The organism is Streptomyces sp. NPDC050988, from assembly GCF_044456225.1.
Classification (GTDB): domain Bacteria; phylum Actinomycetota; class Actinomycetes; order Streptomycetales; family Streptomycetaceae; genus Streptomyces.
Genome location: NZ_JBITFQ010000004.1, coordinates 1 through 21,190 on the forward strand (window position 1 = coordinate 1; position 21,190 = coordinate 21,190).

General features: G+C 71.0%; 17 protein-coding genes. 10 read left to right on the plus strand and 7 right to left on the minus strand.

What is annotated here, in order from left to right; translation table 11 throughout:
* Window positions 1-169: 169 nt before the first annotated feature.
* Complete coding sequence (locus ACIBEI_RS11210; protein WP_398888292.1) at window positions 170-2,836, minus strand: FG-GAP-like repeat-containing protein; 2,667 nt, start codon at window positions 2,834-2,836, stop codon at window positions 170-172.
* A gap of 351 nt (window positions 2,837-3,187) precedes the next feature.
* Here ACIBEI_RS11210 and ACIBEI_RS11215 point away from each other — a divergent pair, with 351 nt between their 5' ends.
* The 5 genes from ACIBEI_RS11215 to ACIBEI_RS11235 all read left to right on the plus strand — a co-directional run bounded on the left by ACIBEI_RS11215 (window position 3,188) and on the right by ACIBEI_RS11235 (window position 7,704).
* Entirely contained in the window at window positions 3,188-3,688 is a 501-nt protein-coding gene (locus ACIBEI_RS11215; protein ID WP_398887421.1) for a hypothetical protein, read from the plus strand.
* 105 nt (window positions 3,689-3,793) lie between these two features.
* Window positions 3,794-4,411, plus strand: coding sequence for an RNA polymerase sigma factor (locus ACIBEI_RS11220; protein WP_398887423.1), 618 nt, complete (start codon window positions 3,794-3,796; stop codon window positions 4,409-4,411).
* A 39-nt stretch (window positions 4,412-4,450) separates the two neighbouring features.
* Complete coding sequence (locus ACIBEI_RS11225) at window positions 4,451-5,197, plus strand: hypothetical protein (protein WP_398887425.1); 747 nt, start codon at window positions 4,451-4,453, stop codon at window positions 5,195-5,197.
* 375 nt (window positions 5,198-5,572) lie between these two features.
* Entirely contained in the window at window positions 5,573-6,247 is a 675-nt protein-coding gene (locus ACIBEI_RS11230) for an RNA polymerase sigma factor (RefSeq protein WP_398887427.1), read from the plus strand.
* Window positions 6,247-7,704 carry a hypothetical protein gene (locus ACIBEI_RS11235; RefSeq protein ID WP_398887429.1) on the plus strand — a complete coding sequence of 486 codons (1,458 nt, stop codon included), beginning with the start codon at window positions 6,247-6,249 and terminating at the stop codon, window positions 7,702-7,704. The genes ACIBEI_RS11230 and ACIBEI_RS11235 overlap by 1 nt, the downstream gene beginning before the upstream one ends.
* A gap of 220 nt (window positions 7,705-7,924) precedes the next feature.
* On the opposite strand, the gene ACIBEI_RS11240 is transcribed toward ACIBEI_RS11235, so the two are convergent.
* On the minus strand, window positions 7,925-8,722 hold the full coding sequence (locus ACIBEI_RS11240; protein WP_398887431.1) for a L,D-transpeptidase family protein: 798 nt from the start codon (window positions 8,720-8,722) through the stop codon (window positions 7,925-7,927).
* Window positions 8,723-8,918: 196 nt separating this feature from the next.
* On the opposite strand from ACIBEI_RS11240, the gene ACIBEI_RS11245 reads away from it, so the two are divergent.
* Window positions 8,919-10,499 carry a methylmalonyl-CoA mutase gene (locus tag ACIBEI_RS11245; RefSeq protein WP_398887433.1) on the plus strand — a complete coding sequence of 527 codons (1,581 nt, stop codon included), beginning with the start codon at window positions 8,919-8,921 and terminating at the stop codon, window positions 10,497-10,499.
* A gap of 92 nt (window positions 10,500-10,591) precedes the next feature.
* A complete protein-coding gene (locus ACIBEI_RS11250) occupies window positions 10,592-11,167 on the plus strand; it encodes a Uma2 family endonuclease (RefSeq protein ID WP_398887435.1) in 576 nt (191 codons plus the stop codon).
* 20 nt (window positions 11,168-11,187) lie between these two features.
* Here the strand turns inward: ACIBEI_RS11250 and ACIBEI_RS11255 are convergent, their stop codons facing one another.
* On the minus strand, window positions 11,188-12,669 hold the full coding sequence (locus tag ACIBEI_RS11255; protein ID WP_398887437.1) for an FAD-dependent oxidoreductase: 1,482 nt from the start codon (window positions 12,667-12,669) through the stop codon (window positions 11,188-11,190).
* Between the two features lie 71 nt (window positions 12,670-12,740).
* On the opposite strand from ACIBEI_RS11255, the gene ACIBEI_RS11260 reads away from it, so the two are divergent.
* A complete protein-coding gene (locus ACIBEI_RS11260; protein WP_398887439.1) occupies window positions 12,741-13,394 on the plus strand; it encodes a TetR/AcrR family transcriptional regulator C-terminal domain-containing protein in 654 nt (217 codons plus the stop codon).
* A gap of 93 nt (window positions 13,395-13,487) precedes the next feature.
* Here ACIBEI_RS11260 and ACIBEI_RS11265 read toward each other — a convergent pair whose 3' ends face one another.
* The 4 genes from ACIBEI_RS11265 to ACIBEI_RS11280 all read right to left on the minus strand — a co-directional run bounded on the left by ACIBEI_RS11265 (window position 13,488) and on the right by ACIBEI_RS11280 (window position 18,177).
* Window positions 13,488-14,420 carry a class I SAM-dependent methyltransferase gene (locus ACIBEI_RS11265; protein ID WP_398887442.1) on the minus strand — a complete coding sequence of 311 codons (933 nt, stop codon included), beginning with the start codon at window positions 14,418-14,420 and terminating at the stop codon, window positions 13,488-13,490.
* Between the two features lie 91 nt (window positions 14,421-14,511).
* The gene (locus ACIBEI_RS11270) at window positions 14,512-15,672 is read right to left on the minus strand and encodes an acyltransferase family protein (RefSeq protein ID WP_398887444.1); all 1,161 of its coding nucleotides are present in this window, start codon (window positions 15,670-15,672) and stop codon (window positions 14,512-14,514) included.
* Window positions 15,673-15,868: 196 nt separating this feature from the next.
* The gene (locus ACIBEI_RS11275; RefSeq protein ID WP_398887446.1) at window positions 15,869-17,203 is read right to left on the minus strand and encodes a polysialyltransferase family glycosyltransferase; all 1,335 of its coding nucleotides are present in this window, start codon (window positions 17,201-17,203) and stop codon (window positions 15,869-15,871) included.
* A complete protein-coding gene (locus tag ACIBEI_RS11280; protein ID WP_398887448.1) occupies window positions 17,200-18,177 on the minus strand; it encodes a glycosyltransferase family 2 protein in 978 nt (325 codons plus the stop codon). The genes ACIBEI_RS11275 and ACIBEI_RS11280 overlap by 4 nt, the downstream gene beginning before the upstream one ends.
* 198 nt (window positions 18,178-18,375) lie before the next feature.
* Here ACIBEI_RS11280 and ACIBEI_RS11285 point away from each other — a divergent pair, with 198 nt between their 5' ends.
* Together ACIBEI_RS11285 and ACIBEI_RS11290 are read left to right on the plus strand one after the other, a co-directional pair.
* Entirely contained in the window at window positions 18,376-19,740 is a 1,365-nt protein-coding gene (locus ACIBEI_RS11285; RefSeq protein WP_398887450.1) for a DUF6716 putative glycosyltransferase, read from the plus strand.
* Window positions 19,741-19,864: 124 nt separating this feature from the next.
* Complete coding sequence (locus ACIBEI_RS11290; protein WP_398887452.1) at window positions 19,865-21,178, plus strand: cytidylyltransferase domain-containing protein; 1,314 nt, start codon at window positions 19,865-19,867, stop codon at window positions 21,176-21,178.
* The last annotated feature ends 12 nt before the right edge of the window (window positions 21,179-21,190 follow it).

The following is a 21,190-nucleotide window of genomic DNA, read 5'->3' on the forward strand; positions in this document are numbered from 1 at the left end:
GCGCAGTTCCCCGCGCCCCTAAAGACCTTAGGGGCGCGGGGAACTGCGCAATCTTTTGGGGGTTCGGGGGCGGAGCCCCTGAGTTAGTGACGGGAATGGGTAGGGGCGGCGGGGGCGAAGAAAAAAGCCGGGGCCCCAGACGTGCGGGCCCCGGCTCTCCCTCGTGGGGCTACGGGGTCAGGAACTGGCCCAAGCGGCCCGCCGTCGGCGAGGTGAGTTGGGTTACGCCGTAGTAGGTCGACTTGGCGACGGAGACGCCCGAGGCTGTCGTCGGGAGGTACAGGACCGTGCCGTTGCCCGCGTCCTCGCCCTCCGCGCCGATGAGGAGATGGGCGCGGCCGTGGCCCGAGACGTCCGTCAGTGAGACGGACGAACCCAGCTTGTCGTCCTTCTCCGTGGAGCCGGGGATGCCGGTCGTGTCCTGGGAGTAGGACAGCGAACCCGTGCCCGTCAGACCGGACGAGGCGCCCTTGAAGAGCCAGACCGCGCCCGCGTTGGCGCGGTTGGTGGTGCGGGTGATGTCCTCGTTCGGGGCACCGGCGAGGACGTCCGCGTAACCGTCGGCGTTGAAGTCGCCCACGGAGACCGACGTACCCAGCGCGTCCCCGGACTCGTTGGCGCCCGCGACCCCCGCCGTGTCCTGGGTGATCTTCGTCATCCCGGTCGTGGTGAAGCCGGTGGACGTGCCCGGAACCATGGTGACCTGGCCGCCGGAGATCGCGCCGGACTCGGTGGCGTACGGCTGCCCGATGACGATGTCGTCGTAGCCGTTGCCGTTCACGTCGCCCGAGGCGATGGAGCGGCCGCCCTTCACCGAGATCGTGGAAACCTTCGACAGGCCCAGCGACTTGGAGCCCTTGAACCAGGTGACCTTGCCGACGCCGGACGCGTCACGGTAGTTGAGCGCCACGTCCGCGTAGCCGTCGCGGTTGAAGTCACCGCTCGTGGCGTCCGCGTACGCGAGGGCGCCGGAGACGGTGGTGAGGTCGCCCGCGACCTCGTGGCCGTCATTGAAGCGGGCCGCCCAGTTGCCGCCCGTGCCGGTGGCCGCCGTGAAGACGTCGGCCTTGCCGTCGGCGTTGAAGTCGCCGACCGCGACCGTCGCGCCGAAGCGCGCACCGGCCGGCTCGTAGTCGTCGCCCAGCGCCATGGTGTCGGCACCGGTGTCGAACTTCGGGCCGTACAGGATGGTCACGGCACCGCGGTCCGCGTGGCCGGTCGTGTCGTCCTCGCCGGGCGCACCGATCGCGAGGTCCGCGTAGCCGTCGGCGTTGATGTCGCCCCAGGCCGTGGCCGTGCCCCACTGGTCGCCGGACTCGGCGGCACCCGGAACACCGGCGCTGCCCTGGTTGAGCTTCACCTTCGAGGCGGAGACGGGGCCGCTGACGCCGCCCGGCACGAGCGTGAGCCAGCCACTGCCCACCTTGGGCGTGGCGGCGACGATGTCGCTGATGCCGTCACGGTTGAAGTCGGCCGTGGGGACAGCGGAGTTCTTGCCGGGGCTGGAGGCGTACCGGCGGATCTCGCTCAGCTTCGAGTAGAGGTTTTTGCCGGGGCACGCGGTGGCGAAGCCCTCGCGGTGGCCGGAGATCGTGTTCAGCGTGGCCTGCTCGCCCGCCTTCCACACGCCCGTGTCGGCGGCGGCGGTCAGCGTGACCTGGCCGCTCGGGTTGCCCCCGTACTGGCCCAGCTTCCACGCGGCGACACGCGCCACGGACTCCAGGGCGGCGCGGGAAGGCTTGCCCGCGGCCTTCGCCGGAGTGGTGGAGGTGGCCGCCGCGCCCTCGAAGTCACCGAGGACGGCGATGCCCGCCGAGTCACCGTTGAAGCCGTAGGTGTGCGCGCCGCGCACCGGCAGGTCGATGCCGCCGCCGCGGCCCTCGAAGACCCGGCCGCACTTGTCGACCAGGAAGTTGTAGCCGAGGTCGTTCCACCCCTCGCTCTGCACGTGGTACGCCATGATGCCGCGGACCAGCGCCGGGGACTCGGCGCAGCTGTAGTCGTTCGTGCCGACCGTGTGGTGCACGAAGACCGCGCTGACCTTGTCGATGTACTCCGGCGGGTCCTTCACCATCGACTCGTCGGCGCCCCACTGGGCGCGGGAGACGATCGTCGGCTGCACCACGGTGGACGGCGGCGGGGACGGGACCGGGTCGGGGGTCGGGGAAGCAGACTCCGACGGGCTCTCCGAGGTGCTCTCGGTGGGCGACGCAGGCGTGCTGGTCGTCGGCTCCGTACCGGTGGACTCCGTCGGCGACGGGGAGCCCGAGGCCGGGTCGGTCGGCGTCGGGGAGTCGGTCGGGTCCTCGGCGACGAAGGCGGCGTTCTCCAGGGAGGTGCCGGTCGTCGTGCCGAGTGCCTTGTTCTTCGCCTCGGCCGAGGTCACACCCGGGTCGACCAGGCTGACCTCAAGGCCCTTGGGCAGCGGCGAACTCGTCGAACCGTCGGCCGCGACCACCCGCGCCTCGACACCGTCGCTCGGGCCGACCCACAGCGGATCGGAGGCGCCGCGGGCCTCCTTGGCGCCCGGCTCGGCCTTGTCGACCGGGTGCGGCTCCAGATCCAGGTTCTGCCAGCCGGTCCACTCGCCCGTCGCCAGGTCGCGGGTGCGTACCTGGGCGGTGCCGTCCAGCTCGGTCTTCGCGCCGGTCCAGGTGACGCCGAGCAGCGAGAACTGCTCGGTGCTCGTCCGCTCGACCTCGCGCCGGCCCGAGCCGTCGCTCTCCATCGTGAGCTCGTGCACCTTCACGGGCCGCTTGCTGCGCGCGGCGTCCACGGCCGGGTCCGAGCTCGGGTTCGCGACGGCGTACGTCACGGCGCCCGTCCCGCCCAGCACCACGGCCCCTATCGTCAGCCACGCTCTCCGCTTCAGACTCAGCGGCTTGTACGCATGGGTCGTCCGGCGACTCAAATACCCCACCCCTAGAAAAGCCTCACAAAAAACCCACCCGTCACTGGGGTGGCTTTCTAATTCAGCGGTAAGACGAGGTTAAACATCACCCAACGAGGGTGTGGGGTACGTCACTTCGCTTTCGCGCAGACGTCCGAGAGGGGCGGATGGTTGTACGGGTGTCAGCGACTTGTGGCGTGACCCTTGTCACTGCGGTGACGTGTGATGTTCGTGGCGCCCGCCCCGCTTGGTCTGCCAGAGGCAGATGCGTGAGCGGTGAGCCAGGGGGCGGAAACGGTGGAGAGGACAAGGCTGTCGGCGGACCTGCGGATGCGGCGGCACGCGGCGGAGTTCGTACGGGACGTCACGGCCCGCAGCCGGCTGCCGTTGGACTACTCGGTCGCGAGCCTGCGGGTGGTCGACTTCGTCGTCGACGGGCTGCGCAAGAGCGGCCGCGACCGCACGGCCGTGGGGCACGTGCTGTTCGGGCTCGGGGTGTACGCCGGTGAGGTGCTCGTCCGCCGGGCCGGTGCCGTGTGGGTCGAATTCGACGAGGGTCAGCGGGAGTTGTTCGGCCAGCCGGTGGGCGTACGGATGCCGGACGGACGGGTCTGGAATCCGCTGGGCAAGGTCGTGAAGCGGTTCGAGGCGGGGGAACGGGAGTCGCTGCGGACGTTCTATCTGCAACTGCACGGGCGGGCGCGGACGGGGCTGCCCGGACTGCCCGGGCAATCCGGGTCGGCCGCGGCTGGAGGGGCCGGTGATCGTGGGGCCGCCGGGGCATCTGACGGGCTGTGACACTTCCGTGCCGTCCGGCGCTGATGACCTTGAAGGCACGCGGGCACGGCGGCCCGCGCCGCGCGGTGCGGATCCGGTACGAACTCGGCGTGAACGAGGACACTGTTGGGCCAGGGAGGGGAACCCCATCGCGGGCGGACGTCCGACGGTGAACTCGGCGCGGCCGTCGCACGGGCGCAGGAGGGCGACGAGGCCGCCTTCGCCGTCGCGTACCGGATCGTGCAGCCCGGACTCCTCGGGTATCTGCGGGGCCTGGTCGGGGACGAGGCGGAGGACGTGGCCTCGGACGCCTGGCTGGAGATCGCCCGGGACCTCGGGCGGTTCCGCGGCGACGGGGCCGGGTTCCGAGGCTGGACCGCGACCATCGCCCGGCACCGGGCCCTCGACCAGCTGCGGCGGCTGAAGGTGCGGCCGCGGGCGTCCGCGCTGGAACAGGACATGCTCGACCTGCCCGGCCCGCACAGCACGCACGACCAGGCCCTGGAGTCGCTCTCCACGGAGTACGCGCTCGCACTCGTGTCGAGTCTCCCGCGCGACCAGGCCGAGGCCGTACTGCTGCGTGTCGTCGTCGGCCTCGACGGTCCCGCCGCCGCGCGCGTCCTCGGCAAACGCCCCGGCGCGGTACGCACCGCCGCGCACCGGGGCCTGAAGCGCCTCGCGAGCCGGCTGGACGCGGAAGGTGTGACGGATGACGGGTCCAGCACGCTGGGGGAGTCGAGATGAACGGCGAGCGGTCCTTGGCCGGCGAGGGTGGATACGGACATGCCTGAACGACACGATCCCGACGGCCCCCCGAACCCCCCTGCCGCGAACCCGCCCGACCTCGGCGAACTGCTCGCCGCCGCCGTGCGCGGCGGCGCGGTCGACGCCGATGCCGAGCGCCGGGTCCTCGCCGCGTTTCGGGCGGCGCGGGACGAGGGGGCGCACCGGGCGGCGCCGCGCAACCGGCGGCGGGACGACTGGCGGCCGGAGCGGCGCGGCGGCCGGCCGGTGCGGGCGACCCTGGTCGCGTTGGTGGCGAGCCTGGCGCTCGGCGGGGTGGCGGTCGCGGCCATCGGCTCGGGGAGCGCCGGAACGCGGGACGAGGGTGCCGAGCGGCGCGGGCCCCTGCCCACGAGCAGCACTCCGACCGGCCCGGCCGTCGCCGAGCCGGATCCGTCCGCGCCCGCGCAGGCCGACCGCGGTGTCCGCCGTCCGCCGTCGGCCCAGGACACCGAGGCCCACTGCCGTGCGTACGACTCCGTCAAGAAGCGCGGCAAGGCCCTCGACTCGACCGCCTGGCAGCGGCTGATACAAGCCGCGGGCGGCGCGGAGAACGTCGAGGCGTACTGCGCCGAGCAGCTGGCCGAGAAGAAGGAGAAGAAGGAGGAGAAGAAGAAGGAGAAGGGGAACGCCGGAAAGGCCAAGCCGGGCGAATCGCCCAAGGCGCCCAAGACGTCCAAGGCCCCCGGCAGTGGCGCCACGAAGAACCCGAAGAGTTCGAAGAGCCCGAAGAGCAAGACCGGCTGACCGAGAGTGGCCGATAAAAGGGTGTAAAGCGGGACGAAACCCCAGCCTCACCGTGCCGATGGCAACGACCGGGGCCGCCACCCCCCACAGGAGAGGCCCCGGCCGTCGCGCGGCACGGGCCGCGCGGCGGCCCGTACTTGCTTCAGCGTCGGAGGTGCGTTTTGTGTCACACCCCACGCCGTAACGCGTTAGTTGCACGTTGTACGGACATGGACGGGGAACGGTTTCACGCCGTAACGTGCCTTTCGCGCCGGGCTGTGGAGGAGTACTGAGTCCACGAAGGTTCCACGACCGCAACCATCGATTGAGCAACCACGACGGCGAGAACCCGGTCCGCGAGAGCGGCGCCGGTTTAGGCGCAAAGAGGGGCGTTCGGTGCTGGGGGACGACGCGGAGCTGACCGCCGCGGTGCTTGCGGCACAGGACGGAGACGAGACCGCGTTCCGGACTGTGTACCGAGCCGTGCATCCACGGCTCCTGGGGTATGTGCGGACGCTGGTCGGCGACCCGGACGCGGAGGACGTCACGTCCGAGGCCTGGCTGCAGATCGCCCGTGACATCGATCGGTTCAGCGGCGACGCCGACCGCTTCCGCGGCTGGGCGGCCCGGATCGCCCGCAACCGCGCCCTCGACCACATACGCATGCGCGGCCGCCGCCCCGCGATAGGCGGCGACGAGACCGAGCTGACCGGCAGGGCGGCCGAGTCCGACACCGCCGGTGAGGCCATCGAGGCCCTCGCCACCGGCAGCACGCTCTCCCTCATAGCCCAGCTCCCGCAGGACCAGGCCGAGGCCGTCGTGCTGCGCGTCGTCGTCGGCCTCGACGCGAAGACCGCCGCCGAGACCCTGGGCAAACGGCCGGGCGCCGTCCGCACGGCCGCGCACCGCGGTCTGAAGCGGCTCGCGGAGCTGATCGGCGCGGATCCGGAATCGGCCGGATCGCTGAGTTCCGTACCCCCACAAAGACCCCCACACGCAGAACCGCGTACCCGCGCGGTGACGTCCGCCGGTGTGACGCATACGCGTTCGCGGACGCAGAAGGACATGTGATGGCCGACGAGCAGTACAGGTGGCTGGACCGCGACACGGCGGAGCGGCTGCTGCGCGGCGAGCCGCTGGACGCCGTCGACGCCGGCAACCGTGACCAGGCCTACCGGCTCACCGAGGCGCTCGAAGCCCTCGACGCGCTGGGCACGCAGAGCGCCGAATCCACGCCCGCCGACGCCGAACTCCCCGGCGAGGCAGCCGCGTTGGCCGCCTTCCGCAAAGCACGCACCGGCAAGAACGGCGAACAGGCGACCCTCGGCCCGCGCACTCGTACCCGCTCGGCGGCCTCGGCCACAGCCGCTTCCTCCGCCGCTTCCTCCGCGGCCTCCCAGATCTCCTCCGACGCGGGCCTGATCCACCTCGGCCGCCCCGCCGAGCATCGGCGCGTCCCCTCCCGCTGGGGTCGCCCGGTGCGATACGGGCTCGCCGCCGCGCTGGCCGCGGGGATGATCGGCGGGGCCGCCATGGCCGCGACCTCCGGTGCCCTGCCGTTCGGCGGAGAGGAACCGGAACCCGGCTCGTCCGCGACGGCCTCCGTCACCCCGGACCGCCCACTCGTCTCGCCGTCCCCCGAGAAGAAGCCGGGCGGCGGCCCCGACCGGCCGCGGCCCGACGGCAGCGCGGGCGGCCCGACCGGCAAGGACTCGGCCCCGGACGGAGAGGCGCGCGGCGGTACGGACCCGGGCGCACGGCCCGATCCCGGTGACGACCGGCGCGAGGGGCGGACCGCCCGGGGGTGGCGCTGGCTCGCCTCGGCCTGCCGCGACTTCCGCGACGGCAAGAACCTCGACTCCGAGCGCAGACGCGGCCTGGAGGACTCGGCGAACGGCGCCGAGCAGGTGAAGAAGTACTGCCAGGGCATCCTGAGGAACTGGGACGACCGCGACTCCGGTGACGGCCGGCGGGGTATCGGGTCGGGCGGGGGCGGGGCGGGCCGCAGCGGCTCGGGCTGGAACAACGACCGCGAGGACACGGACGACAGGAGCAACGACGACGGCGACGACGGGGGCGGCGACGGCTCGCACATAGGCGCGGGTGCGTTCCGGAGTGGCAGCGGCAGTGGCAGCGGCACGGTCCGCCTGCGCAGCGGCTCGGCCGAACCCGCCGCCTTCGCCTCCGTCCGGCCCTCGTCGACGCGGACGCCGACACCTGTACGGACACTTCTCCAAGCACCGGTTCGGGCACCGGTTCGGGCACCGATCCAGGCATCGGGCGCACCGACCCCGACGCCGGTTCGGACACCGATTCGAGCGCTCGCCCCCGAAACCGACGCCCCGACGCGACCCGCGGCCGCCGCCACCTCCGCGCTCTCCACCCCGGACCGGTCCACCCCGGACCGGTCCACCCCGGACCGGTCCACCCCGGACCGGTCCACGGGATCCAAGCCCCGGTCCACGGAGCCCAGGGCAGCCGCCCCGCGCTCCCCCCGGGCGCTCCCCGCGCTCTCGTCGTCCTCCTGAACCGCCGCCCGGCCTGCGGTTTCCCACTGCTGCCCGGCCGCCGCCGCCCGGGTGTGACGTTTTCAGCCGCCCCGACGCAGTAGTAAGCGAGCCGACTGGTCATCGGCTGTCGCACGAGCCGGGGTTCCCCCCGTACCCACGGCTCTGTGCACAGTGGCGCGGGCGGGACACGTTCCCCCGGTCCCGCCCGCGCCCACGCACTCTTTCCGGCGCCTGTTCCTCACCAGTAGACGACGACCTTGTCGCCATTCCTCACCTGCGAGAACAGTGCCGCGATCTTCCCTTCGTCCCGTACGTTCACGCAGCCGTGCGAGGCTCCGTAGTAGCCCGTCGCCGCGAAGTCCGAGGAGTAGTGGACGGCCTGGCCGCCGCTGAAGAACATCGCGTACGGCATGGGTGAGTCATAGATCGTCGACACATGGTGGCGCGACTTGAAGTAGACGTTGAAGACACCTTCCCGGGTCGGCGTGTACTGCGAGCCGAAGCGCACGTCCATCGTCGAGACCGTGCGGCCGTCGATCATCCAGCGCAGGGTGCGGCTCGTCTTGCTGATGCACAGGACCCGGCCCGTCAGACAGCGCGGGTCCGGCGTCGCGGCGGGCTGGCCGCCCGACGCGTACAGCTCCCACTTGCCCGGCTCGCGCGTCATCTTCAGCAGCCGCTCCCACGTCACGGTGTCCGTCTTCCCGGTCTTCGGCAGGCCCCGCTTGCCCTGGAAGCCCTTCACCGCGGTGACGGTCGAGCCGTCGTACGTTCCGGTCGGCCCCTCGAAGAGCCAGAACACCTGACGCAGCCGGGCCTGCAGTTCCCTTACGTCCTTGCCGCGGTCACCCTTCGACCACAGGGTCCTGGGGGCGGGCGCGGGCGGTGTGGCGGGCTTCGGCTTCGACGGCTTGGCGTCGTCCGGGGAGGCGCCGGGCGTCGATGACGTACCGGCAGGTGTCTTCCCGGCGGGTGTCGGTCCGTCGGTGGTCCCTTCGGCGGGCGGTTCGAGGGTCTGGACGGTGCATCCGCTCACCGACGAGCGCCGCCAGCGTCGTCGCCACCGCGCCTGTTCGCCACATGACCGGAATACGCATCCGAACCCCCCGTTGCTCACCGACCCCCGGTGGCGCGTCGTGTCCCCTGAGATGTTTCCCGCGCGTGCCTGGTTGCGAACTACGCGGCATTGTTGAGGGCGCAGGCTCGTCCCGGTCCAGTGGGAGGCAGACATCATGGCGCGCGAGTCGGAGTCCGGACTGCCCATCGAGCCGGTCTACGGGCCGGATGCCCTGGAGGGCTGGGACCCGGCCGAGAAGCTGGGCGAACCGGGTGCGTATCCCTTCACGCGGGGCGTCTACCCGTCGATGTACACCGGGCGGCCGTGGACCATGCGGCAGTACGCCGGGTTCGGTACGGCCGTCGAGTCCAACGCCCGCTACCAGCAGCTGATCGCGAACGGCACGACGGGCCTGTCGGTGGCCTTCGATCTGCCGACCCAGATGGGTCATGACTCGGACGCCCCGATCGCGCACGGCGAGGTCGGCAAGGTGGGGGTGGCGATCGACTCGGTCGAGGACATGCGGGTGCTCTTCGACGGCATCCCGCTCGACCAGGTCTCGACGTCGATGACGATCAACGCGCCCGCCGCGCTGCTGCTGCTGATGTACCAGCTGGTCGGCGAGGAGCAGGGGGTACCGGCCGACAGGCTCACCGGCACGATCCAGAACGACGTGCTGAAGGAGTACATCGCGCGCGGGACGTACATCTTCCCGCCCAAGCCGTCGCTGCGGCTGATCGCGGACATCTTCAAGTACTGCAGGGCCGAGATCCCGCGCTGGAACACCATCTCGATCTCCGGCTACCACATGGCGGAGGCGGGTGCCTCGCCCGCGCAGGAGATCGCGTTCACCCTCGCCGACGGCATTGAGTACGTGCGCACGGCGGTCGCGGCCGGCATGGACGTGGACGACTTCGCGCCCCGCCTCTCCTTCTTCTTCGTGGCCCGTACGACGCTGCTGGAGGAGGTCGCCAAGTTCCGGGCGGCGCGCCGGATCTGGGCGCGGGTGATGCGCGAGGAGTTCGGGGCGAAGAACCCCAAGTCGCTGATGCTGCGCTTCCACACGCAGACGGCCGGTGTGCAGCTGACCGCGCAGCAGCCGGAGGTGAACCTGGTCCGGGTGGCGGTGCAGGGCCTGGCCGCGGTCCTCGGCGGCACGCAGTCGCTGCACACCAACTCCTTCGACGAGGCGATCGCCCTGCCGACGGACAAGAGCGCCCGCCTGGCGTTGCGCACCCAGCAGGTTCTCGCGTACGAGACGGACGTGACCGCGACCGTCGACCCGTTCGCGGGCTCGTACGTGATCGAGAGGATGACCGACGACGTCGAGGCGGCCGCGGTCGACCTGATGGGCCGGGTCGAGGACCTGGGCGGCGCGGTCGACGCCATCGAGCACGGTTTCCAGAAGGGGGAGATCGAGCGCAGTGCGTACCGCATCGCCCAGGAGACCGACTCCGGCGAGCGGGTCGTGGTCGGCGTCAACCGCTTCCAGCTCGACGCGGAGGAGCCGTACGAGCCCCTCCGCGTCGACCCGGCGATCGAGGCCCAGCAGGCCGAGCGGCTGGCCGGACTGCGTGCCGAGCGCGACCAGTCGGTGGTGGACCTGGCCCTGGCCGCCCTGAAGAAGGCCGCCGAGGGCGAGGACAACGTCCTGTACCCGATGAAGGACGCGCTGCGGGCCCGGGCGACGGTGGGGGAGGTGTGCGGCGCGCTGCGGGAGGTCTGGGGGACCTACGTGCCGTCGGATGCCTTCTGACCTGCGCGACTACTCCGTACGAGTGATCGCGGGCGGAAATAACCCGCCCCCGGCTACGCTCATGGAGAGTGACCCCCGAAAAGGAGGATGCCGTGGCTGTACTGCAACACGAGCTGACGTTGGGCGAAGCCGCCGACCTGCTCTCCCGTGCACTGCCTGGGCACCGCGTGGAGATTCTCCAGGGGAGGCTCACTGTGACACCGCCGCCGGACGGCTCGCATGCTCTGTCGTTGACCAAGGCGTGCCGGGCGCTGGAGCGCGCAGGCATCGATGGAAGCGGGGCTGAATGGGCCCAGGGCATCGGCCTCTGGCTGCCCGCACTGCCCGAGGACTTCGCGATCCCTGACCTCTCCGTGGTCGACGAGGACTTCCGAGATGCGCACGTCACGAAGAACTACTACGCGCCGAACGTCTTCCGCCTGGTCGTGGAAGTGACGTCCTCGAACTGGTCCGACGACCTCTACGTCAAGGTGGAGTGCTACGCCCAGGCCGGTATCCCGGCCTACCTCATCGTGGACCGCAAGCACGATGAGGTGCTCCTCTTCACGGATCCGGTCAACGGCAAATACCCCAGTCCGCAGCACTTCGAGCGGGGCCAGAGTGTGCCCGTGCCGGAGTCCGTCGGTGTCCGCGTCGAACTCTCGGTGGACACCCTTCTCGACGGCTGACCCCACAGCGCAAGCGGCTTTCACTCCGGCGCCGCCCGGCCGACGGCGCCCACTCCCACTCCCACGCCCGCCGCGTACTCCGTGAGCCCCTCCGCGGTCTCGGCCGCCCAGCCCACGTAACCGTCGGGCCGGACGAGGAACACCCCGGTTCCGTACGCCTCGTACGCCGGAATCCGGACCGTGCGGGCCGCGAGGTCGGGCAGGCCGGTGTCCGTGCCCACCGCGAGCAGCGTCCAGTGCGGACCCCGGAACGCGTCGAAGAGGCGCACGCCGCCGCGGGTGCCGTCCGGTGCGCGGTCGCCTGCCTGGAGGGCGTCTTCGGGCAGGCCCTCCCGGGTCTCCCGGGCGAGCGAGGAGCCCCGGTAGCCGAGGCCGAGCTGCTGTGTGGCCGTACCGCGCCGGACCTCGCCCCGGTGGACGCGGGTGGAGAGCCCGAGCATGTGCGCGGCGACCGGCAGCCGCTCCTCCTCGTACGAGTCGAGGAGGGCCTCGGAGACCTCGGGAACCTCGCCCCGCAGGACGGCCGCGAGCTTCCAGCCGAGGTTGTAGGCGTCCTGGACGCTGGTGTTCAGGCCCTGTCCGCCCGCCGGTGAGTGGACGTGCGCCGCGTCGCCCGCGAGGAACACCCGCCCCTGCCGGAAACGGTCCGCCATCGCGGCGCGCGGCCGGAAGTCGGAGGCCCAGCGCACCTCGGTCACGTCGTCGGCCGCGAGGTGCGTCCGCGTGGCGACCAGCTTCCGGATGCCGTCGAGGGACAGATCCGGTTCGGCGGCCGGATCCTCGAAGCCGCCAGCCAGCTGGAAGTCCTCCGTGTGCGGCAGCGGGCAGATCGCCAGGAAGCCCTCGCCGTCGGCGGGCGGGAACACATGCCAGTTGTCGCGGTCGAGCCCGCTGATGCGCAGGTCCGCCACGATCGCCGGGGCCGGATCCACCGTCTCCCCGGTCATGCCGATGCCGAGCGCGCGCCGCACGGCGGAGCGGCCGCCGTCCGCGGCGACGGCGTACCGGGCCCGGGCCGGGGCGCCGGAGGCGAAGGCCGCGGTCACGCCGTCCGCGTCCTGGGAGAGGCCGGTCAGCTCGCGGCCGAAGGCAACGCTCCCGCCCAGCTCCTCCAGCCGCGCGAACAGGATCTCCTGCGTGCGCCACTGCGGCACCATCCACGGGACGCCCGCGTAGGGCTCGGCCTCCGTCGTCTCCGTCGCGTCGAACATCCGGTGCTCGCCCAGCCGGGTGCCGTCCTGCCAGATCATCCCGGCGGGATACAGGCCGCCGCCCGCCCGGATCGCGTCCAGCACGCCGAGGTCGTCGAAGACCTCCATGGTCCGCGGCTGGATCCCCTTGCCGCGCGAGCCGGGGAAGAGCCGGTCGGCCCGCTCGACGACGAGGGCGCGCACCCCGCGCCGGGCCAGGTCGACGGCGAGGGCGAGCCCGGTGGGGCCCGCGCCGACGATCAGCACGTCCGTGTCCGTTGTGTCCTTGCGTCCATGCGTTCGCGTGGCCATACCCGCACTCCTTAACGCTGTTAAGTTCGCTGTTCTTCGAGAGTGGCCTTAACGCCGTTAAGCTGTCAAGCGTGAATACGGAACGCCGAGCGCCCCTCGACCGCAAACGCGTCGCGGACACCGCCCTGAAGCTGCTGAACGAGGTGGGCCTGGACGGCCTCAGCCTGCGGGCCATCGCGAAGGAGCTGGACGTCAAGGCGCCCGCTCTGTACTGGCACTTCAAGGACAAGCAGGCGCTGCTCGACGAGATGGCGACCGAGATGTACCGCCGGATGATCGCCGGCACCGCCCTCGACCCGGACGACACCTGGCAGGAGCGGCTGCGCAAGGCCAACCGGGGGCTCCGGGCCTCGCTGCTCGGCTACCGGGACGGCGCGAAGGTGTTCAGCGGCTCACGCTTCACCGGCATCGAGCACGCCGAGCAGATGGAGGACAACCTGCGCCTGTTCACGGCCGCCGGTTTCACCTTCGCCCAGGCGGTCCGCGCGATGTCGACGACGTACCTCTACACCCTCGGCTTCATCACCGAGGAACAGGGCGTCGAGCCACTGCCCGGCGAACGCCGAGAGGGTTACGACGTACACGAACGCGCCCGCCTGATGGCCGACCATCCCTTGTCGGCCCAGGCGGGCGCGGAAATCTTCGAGAACTACGACGAGCACTTCGAGGAGGGCCTGGACTTGGTGATCACGGGCATCGAGGTGCGATATGGGGGCGCCCCGTAGGGGCGCGGGGAACTGCGCGCCCAGCCACGACGAACCCGCAGCCGACGCACCACCCTCACAGCGCGCGCGAAGCGCGTAGCCGCGCTCAGCGCGCTACGAGCGCTTGGCGGCCCGGCTCCGCCGCACGGCCCGCGTGACGACCGGCGGCAACAGGTCGAGGGCGATACGCCGGGTACGCGACCGCCCGGCGCCACGGGGAGCGGTCCGGGCGGGGTCCTGCGCGGCGGCCGGCGCGGGCTGCCGGACAGACTCCGGCACAGGCTCCACGTAATGCCGGGAGTAGGGAAAGCGCGGCGCCTTCATACCCTGGGACCGGGTCCGTATGAGCCGGTGCCCCGCGGCCATCTGCACGCTCAGACCGAAGTCGTCCCGCTCCTTGATCATGGCGAGCAGCTTCTCCTGGAGCGGCTCGGGGTCGCCCCAGGTCCCGTACAGCTTCTGGGTGCTGAGGCAGATGGGCCGCAGACCGCGGTTGAGCACGGCCTCCCACGCGGCGACCGAGACCCCGGGGGTGTGCTCGGAGCGGAAGTCGTCGAGGACCACGATGCCGCCGGGCAGCAGGATGTCGTGGGCCGCGCCGATGTCGCCGTGGACGTGCTCGTACAGGTGCGAGGCGTCGATGTGGACGAAGCGACAGGTCGTGGGGGAGACCTCCTTGGAGATCACGGAGCTCGGCCCCTGGATGACCGTCGGCAGCGTGTCGTGGAAGGAGAGGTAGTTCCGCTCGAAGGCCTGCCTCGTCAGTGACGAGTACGACTTCGTCGCCTCGGCCCGGTTGGACTCGTCCGGTGCGTCCCCCTCGAACAGGTCGCACACCGTGAACTTCTCGTCGTCCCTCAGATGGTGGCCGAGGAGGATCGCGCTCTTGCCCATGTAGACGCCGAGTTCCAGCAGATCGCCATGTATCCCCTCCGTCTCCTGCTGTTCGAGCAGCCAGGTGAAGAGCACCTGGTCCAGCGGCGGGAACCAGCCCGGCACATCCTTGAGCTCGCCGGGGTGACTGGGGGTCTGCTGTGAGTTGGCCATGTGATGAGTCTTCTCCCTCGGTACGTGGCGAACTTTCGAGAACCTGAATGTCCGGTGAACAGAGCGCGCGTCGTCGCTGGAGAACGCGGTGTCAGCGCGGCTTGGAGAGCATCTTGCGCATACGTGGTGTCAGCGGGTCCTCGACGAACCGGTTGAGGAGCCAGGCCAGGGCGAGCATCGTCAGAACGGTCAGGGGCAGGGTCGCGTACGCCGGGATGCCCAGCTTCTGGTGATACGCCTCGATGGCCACCCAGCCCAGGTGCTCGTGCACCAGGTAGAAGGGGTACGTCAGGGCGCCGGCCACTGTCAGCCAGCGCCAGTTCGCCCGGTTCAGCCACCCCAGGGCGATCACGGCGACGGCGACGAAGCCGAACGTGACGACGAGGACGATGCCGAACGAGGTGCGGTAGGAGAAGAAGTCCGGGTTCGGCGCGTGCCACAGCCCGCGCACCGCCTGGTTCTGGCCGATCAGCCAGCTCACGATGACGATGCCCCAGGCGTACGCGTCGTACCGGTCGCGGTGGACCAGGTAGAGGCCGATGCCGCCGATGAAGAACGGCGCGTACTCGGGCATCACGACCAGGTCGAGCAGCGGCTCGTTCGAGGCCTGCGTGAGCACGGCGGCCAGCGTCCAGCCGGCGCAGAACATGATCACGCGCTGCCGGGTCGCGCCCGGCAGCACGACGCACAGCGCGAACAGCGCGTAGAAGCGGACCTCCGCCCAGAGCGTCCAGCAGACCCCAAGCACCCGGTCCGCGCCGAGCGGCTGCTGCATCATGGTCAGGTTCACAAGTGCGTCGCTCGGCGAGACAGTCTTGTACGCAACAACCGGCAGTGCGAACACCACCGTCACGATGACGATCGCCGCCCAGTAGGACGGCAGCAGCCGGGACGCCCGGGAGGCGAAGAACGAGCGCAGCGGCCTTCCCCAGCCGCTCATGCAGATCACGAAGCCACTGATGACGAAGAAGACCTGCACACCCAGACAGCCGTACGCGAACCACGGGTGCAGCGTCGGGAACTGGGCCTTCGCCGAGGTCCCCCAGGCCTGTGTGACCTCGCCGCCACGGCCGCCGTAGTGGTACGCGGCCACCATCAGCGCTGCGATCAGCCGCAGCCCGTCCAGGGCCCGCAGCCGGTTCTCCCGGGGCCTCTTCACCTGTGGCGGGCTGGGCCTGTCGGCCGCCGGGAGGACGGCGCGGACCACCGTGCCCACGGACGTCGTACGTGTGTCCTCGGGAATGTCGGTCACGGGTCCCCTCAACGGCCGTTCTGTGAAGTCGTGCGTACTGCGGGCCGTGGATTCCGTGACCCGGGGCCTCCGAGGGCCTCAGCTAATTCACAGCACACTAGTCCGACTCACAGGTGGGGCCCGGTTGAAGAACTGATCATTCCCCGACCGGACCCCATGAATTCACCGTCTGTTTGTTCTTGTTTCCCGGAGGAACTCAGCGGCGTACCGCTTTCTTCAGGGAGCGGGCGCGGCGGGCCACCCGGCGCACGGTCGCGTTGCGCGGAAGGAACGCCAGCTGCGCCGGGACCGCGCCCGGCAGCGCCAGTGAGGTGAGGCGCTTGCGCTTGAAGTACCGCCAGGTGTGCGTGTTCAGGTGCTTCGTCAGATAGGCCTCGGCGGCCGGGCGCAGGTCCGGGTAGATCTTGGGCTGCATGGCGTAGCCGACGGCGCGCACGAGGTCGGTCAGGCCCTGCTCGTCCGTACCCCGGCGCTGCTCGGTGACCGCCTTGCGGTCGGTCAGGTCCGGCAGCAGCGCGTCGACGACCGTAACCGGGACGCGGTTGCTGTTCTCGTACGGCGTCAGCCGCTCCAGCAGGGCGGCGGTGCCGACGCGGGCGACCGGCAGGCCGTACAGCGCGTAGGCCGTGAGCAGTGCCGTGGAGAAGCAGCCGACGACCAGGGCGGGACGCATCCGCTGGTAGAGGACCTCGGCGAGGACCGGGGTGTCGAGCACCGTCAGGTCGGCGCCCAGCTTCTCGGCCTCCTTCTCCAGGCCGCGGGTCCAGCGGGCCGGCGCGGAGGGGTGCGGCTTGAACACCACGCGGGTGTGGCCGAGTTCGACGGCGCCCTTCAGCATCCGGACGTGGAGATCCTCCTCCTGCTCGGGCGTGAGGATGCCGAGCGCGGAGAGGTACTGGCCAAGGAGCAGGGCCGGTTCGTCGACCACCGGCAAGGAGTCGCCCGTGTCGACCAGTTCGGCGAGCACCTTCACGAAGGCGTCCGTCGGCACGATCTCCGAGTCCACGCCGAACTCGGTGAGCAGGAGGGGACGCAGGCCCGGGACCAGGTCGAGGTGGAGCAGCCGGTCCACACGGGTGCCGACCAGCGGGTCGATCTTGTTGCGGGTGGGGCCGTAGCTCATCAGGCCGTCGGCGTACACGGTGACGGGCGCGCCGGTGAAGATCTGCGTCACGCCGAGCGCCGGATTGACCTGGATCGACTCGACGGCGAGTTCCACCGGATCGTCGCCCAGCCCCCACGCGAGCCGCAGGTGCCGCTCCCAGATCGGGACGTCGTCGAGCCGGGGAGCCCAGCCGCCCGGGTGGAAGGGGGAGATGGTCTCGTTCCACGACACCACGTCGTCGAACCGCTCGCGCAGCCGCTCGAACCCGGGCATCTCGTCCACACCGGGCGTCGTCTCGGGCGTCGTCGTGTTGTTGCAGACGAGCAGGATGCGGCGGTCCGCCGGCGCGAAACAGTCGGAGTCGAGGGCGGCGGCGAGCGTGGCCGTGCCGTACAGCGTCGACGCCAGGAAGATCTGCGTGGTCACGCGGCGACCCCCGCGGCGGCCGGGCGGCGGCGCAGCCTGCGCAGCCGGGTGGCGCGCTGGATGTCCATGGAGTCGAGGGCCTCGTCGAGGACGTTCTGCGGCATACGGCGCAATGCCGCGGCGCTCATCGACTTCAGTTTCCGTGCCACCTGTGGCTCGAACCTTTCGATTGATCCCAGATGATGGGAAATAATCGCGCAATATGTGCGCACGGCCTTGGGAAGCAGTTTGTCCGCGTCCGGGTCCTGCGCGGTTTCCACGACGACCTGGTCGAACGCGCGAATGAAATCGAGTTGGCGCACATCGCCGATCTGGGTCAGCGAGGACGCGACACCGCGCCGGTAGAACACGCCGAGCAGCCCCACCGTGGCGAACGACTCGGCCTCCCGGTGAAGCTTCCAGATCCACGGCCGGTCCTCGGCCGTGCGCAGCCCGTCGGTGAAGTGCAGCAGGCCCCGGTCGGCCAGCCGGCGGTGGTAGATGCCCGCCCACGCGTACGCGTAGTCGACGGAGGTGGACCGGTCGGCGGGCAGGATCGCCTCGCGCGGATTCAGCACGACACCGCGCCTGCCGTGCGGAACGCGATGGATGGCGCGGGCCCGCGCGGTGCACTGGACATGGTCGGTACGGACGAAGTCGCACCCCAAGTCCTCGATGGCGGCGAGGAGTTGCTCGTAGTAGCCGGGGGCCAGCCAGTCGTCCCCGTCGAGGAACGTGAGATATTCGCCGCTCGCCGCGTCGATACCTGTGTTGCGCGCGGTGGCCAGCCCTCCGTTCTGCTCGTGTCTGACATGCACCGCGCCCGGGAGCTCGCGCTCCGCGCGCGCGAGAATGTCCGGGGTCTCGTCGCGCGAACAGTCGTCGACGAGAATGAATTCGAAGTCCTCGCGTGCGTTCGCACGCAGACTCCTCAGGGTGTCGGGTGCGTATTGCTGCACGTTGTAGAACGGCACGATGACGGAGAGCTTGACCACCCGTGTGACGTTAGGCGGCGGCCCGGCATTCGTCTTGACCGCCGGTGAGATGCAAGGTGAACGACGCGTGGCGGATTGGTGAATCGGGTCTTTTCCGCTGCCGATCCGAGGCCGATTCGCCATTCGGCTCTGTGCTGTTAACCCTTTGTTGCATTCTGGTTGGGCCGCACATCGGAATCGCTTCCTAGCGTCTTGGACGTGCCAGCAAGTACCTCGAAGTCCCTGCGAGTCGCCGTCCTCGCCGATTCCGACACCCGGTGGAAATGGGGCGCGCTCACCGCGAACCGTATCGCACCGGCCGATTCGGACATCAGGCTCGACGGCTACCTCCTGCGCGGCCGTGCGACCCCCACCGCCCGACAGCTCGAAGAGGTCGGCGTGCGCGCGGACTCCCTCCGGGAGGTCACCGCCGTGGAGTTCCTGCGGGAGATGTCCCGCGCCTCCGAGGGGGCCGAGGGGACTGAAGAAGGGGCGCCCGCGTACGACCTCGTCGTGCTCTCGCTCGTCGGCGGCGCCGTCCAGGCCATGCTGCACGGACTCTCGTACCAGTGGCGCGAGCGCCTCGGACCGGGGCGCGTGAAGCGGCCCGTCGTCGTCACCGGCTATGTCGGCGTCGTCTACGAGAAGCTCGCCGACGGTCTGCTGCTGCGGCACGGCGCGGACCTCGTCCTCGCCAACTCCCGCCAGGACGCGGACCGTTTCACCGCCGTGTACGAGGGAGTGGGCGCCGACGCCTCCTCGGTGACCGAGGTCGCGCTGCCCTTCCTCGGCGGCGCCGCCTACGAGAAGCACGACCCGTACACGGTCGTCTTCGCCGCGCAGCCCTCCGTCCCGGAGAGCCGCAAGGACCGTACGTACCTGCTGAACCGGCTGGTGAAGCACGCCCGGCTGCACCCGGACCGCGAGGTCCTGCTGAAGCTGCGCTCCAAGCCCGGCGAGCACACCACGCACATCGAGGAGCAGCCCTACCAGCGCCTCGCGGAGCGGATCCCGGGCGGCCTGCCCGCCAACTTCCGCCTCGTGTACGGGCACATGGGCGAGGTCCTCGACCGTACGGACCTGCTGGTCACCATCAGCTCCACGGCGGCCCTGGAGTCCCTGCACCGCCGCATCCCCACCGTCGTCCTCACCGACCTCGGCGTGCGCGAGTCGCTCGGCAACCACCACTTCGTGGGCTCCGGGTGCCTCGCCTCCTGGGACGAACTCGACGCCGGGCACGAGCCCTCGCCCGACGAGAAGTGGGTCGCCCGCCAGGGTGTTGCCGCCGACGGTTCGTACGAGACGGCCTTCGACGCGGCCCGTGAGCGCATCGCGAAGCTGCTCGGCCAGGGCGGACTGACCGCCCTCGCCCCCTACTACACCCCCGCCACCGCGCCCGGCTATCTGCCCGGCATCCTCGCCCGCCACCACCTCGGCCCGGACGGCAGCCCGCTGCCCGGAGCCCCCGACGCCGACAAGGAACCGGGCCCGGTCCGGCAGATCGTGCGCCGGGCGGCGCGGGGTGCCTACCGGCACGGGGTGCAGCGGGTGGCGCCCGTCATCCGGCGGATGGGGGAGCTGTGACGTCCCGCTGCGCCGCGGGTGCGGATGCCAGTGCCGTCGTGAGTCTGCGGGTCCGTCGTGGCTGGTCGCGCAGTTCCCCGCGCCCCCTGGGGGCGCGACGACCGTCAATCAAGGAGTACAGCCAATGACCAACTCGCAAGCGGGCCAGGCGACAGCGGGCCGGGCGAAGCCGGTGCGCCGGGTGCTCGCGGTGATCCCCGCGCGGGGCGGTTCCAAGGGCGTCCCCGCCAAGAACCTCCTGCCCGTCGGGGGCGTACCGCTGGTGGCCCGTGCGGTGCGCGAGTGTGTCGCGGCGCGGCTCGTGACGGACGTCGTGGTCTCCACCGACGACCAGGCGATCGCCGCCGCCGCCCGTGAGGCCGGCGCGGAGGTCGTGCTCCGCCCCGCCGCCATCGCCGGCGACACCGCCACCTCCGAGGCCGCCGTCCTGCACGCCATGGACGCCCACGAGGCGCTGCACGGCTCCGTCGTCGACGCCGTACTCCTCGTGCAGTGCACCAGCCCCTTCATCATCCGCGAGGACATCGACGGGGTCGCCGGCGCGGTCGTCGAGAACGGAGCGGACACCGCGCTGACCGTGGCGCCCTTCCACGGCTTCATCTGGCGGGACGCGGACGACGACCCGACCGCCGTCGACACCGAGCGCACCCGGGCCGTAGGCGGCGGCACGACCGTCGCCAACACCACGGCCACGGACGGCGGTTACGGCGTCAACCACGACAAGTCCTTCCGCCCGCGCCGCCAGGACCGCCCCCAGGACCTCCTGGAGACCGGCGCCGCCTACGCCATGAACGCGGCGGGGCTGCGCGAGCACAAGCACCGCTTCTTCGGCCGTACGGAACTCGTCCGCACCGACCCCGCCCGGGTCCTGGAGATCGACGACCCGCACGACCTCGCCCGTGCCCGGGCGTTGGCGCCCCTGTTCGACGCCAACCGCCCCGGCACCCTCCCGACCGCCGAAGACATCGACGCGGTCGTCCTCGACTTCGACGGCACCCAGACCGACGACAGGGTGCTGATCGACTCCGAGGGACGGGAGTTCGTCTCCGTGCACCGCGGCGACGGACTCGGCATCGCGGCCCTCCGCAAGAGCGGCCTCACGATGCTGATCCTGTCCACGGAGCAGAACCCGGTCGTCGCCGCCCGAGCCCGGAAGCTGCGGATCCCGGTGCTCCACGGCATCGACCGGAAAGACCTCGCACTGAAGCAGTGGTGCGAGGAACAGGGCATCGCGCCCGAGCGCGTGCTCTACGTCGGCAACGACGTCAACGACCTCCCGTGCTTCGCCCTCGTGGGCTGGCCCGTGGCGGTCGCGAGCGCCCACGACGTCGTACGCGGCGCCGCACGCGCGGTCACCACCGTTCCCGGCGGCGACGGCGCGATCCGAGAGATCGCCAGCTGGATCCTCGGCCCTTCTCTCGACTCCCTCGACAAGTAAGGAACTTCTCCA

Bases quoted from the DNA above. Each gene is read 5' to 3' on its own strand.
- ACIBEI_RS11225 (WP_398887425.1), top strand. From the start codon at position 4,451: ATGCCTGAACGACACGATCCCGACGGCCCCCCGAACCCCCCTGCCGCG.
- ACIBEI_RS11235 (WP_398887429.1), top strand. From the start codon at position 6,247: ATGGCCGACGAGCAGTACAGGTGGCTGGACCGCGACACGGCGGAGCGG.
- ACIBEI_RS11245 (WP_398887433.1), top strand. From the start codon at position 8,919: ATGGCGCGCGAGTCGGAGTCCGGACTGCCCATCGAGCCGGTCTACGGG.
- ACIBEI_RS11255 (WP_398887437.1), bottom strand. From the start codon at position 12,669: ATGGCCACGCGAACGCATGGACGCAAGGACACAACGGACACGGACGTG.
- ACIBEI_RS11265 (WP_398887442.1), bottom strand. From the start codon at position 14,420: ATGGCCAACTCACAGCAGACCCCCAGTCACCCCGGCGAGCTCAAGGAT.
- ACIBEI_RS11290 (WP_398887452.1), top strand. From the start codon at position 19,865: ATGACCAACTCGCAAGCGGGCCAGGCGACAGCGGGCCGGGCGAAGCCG.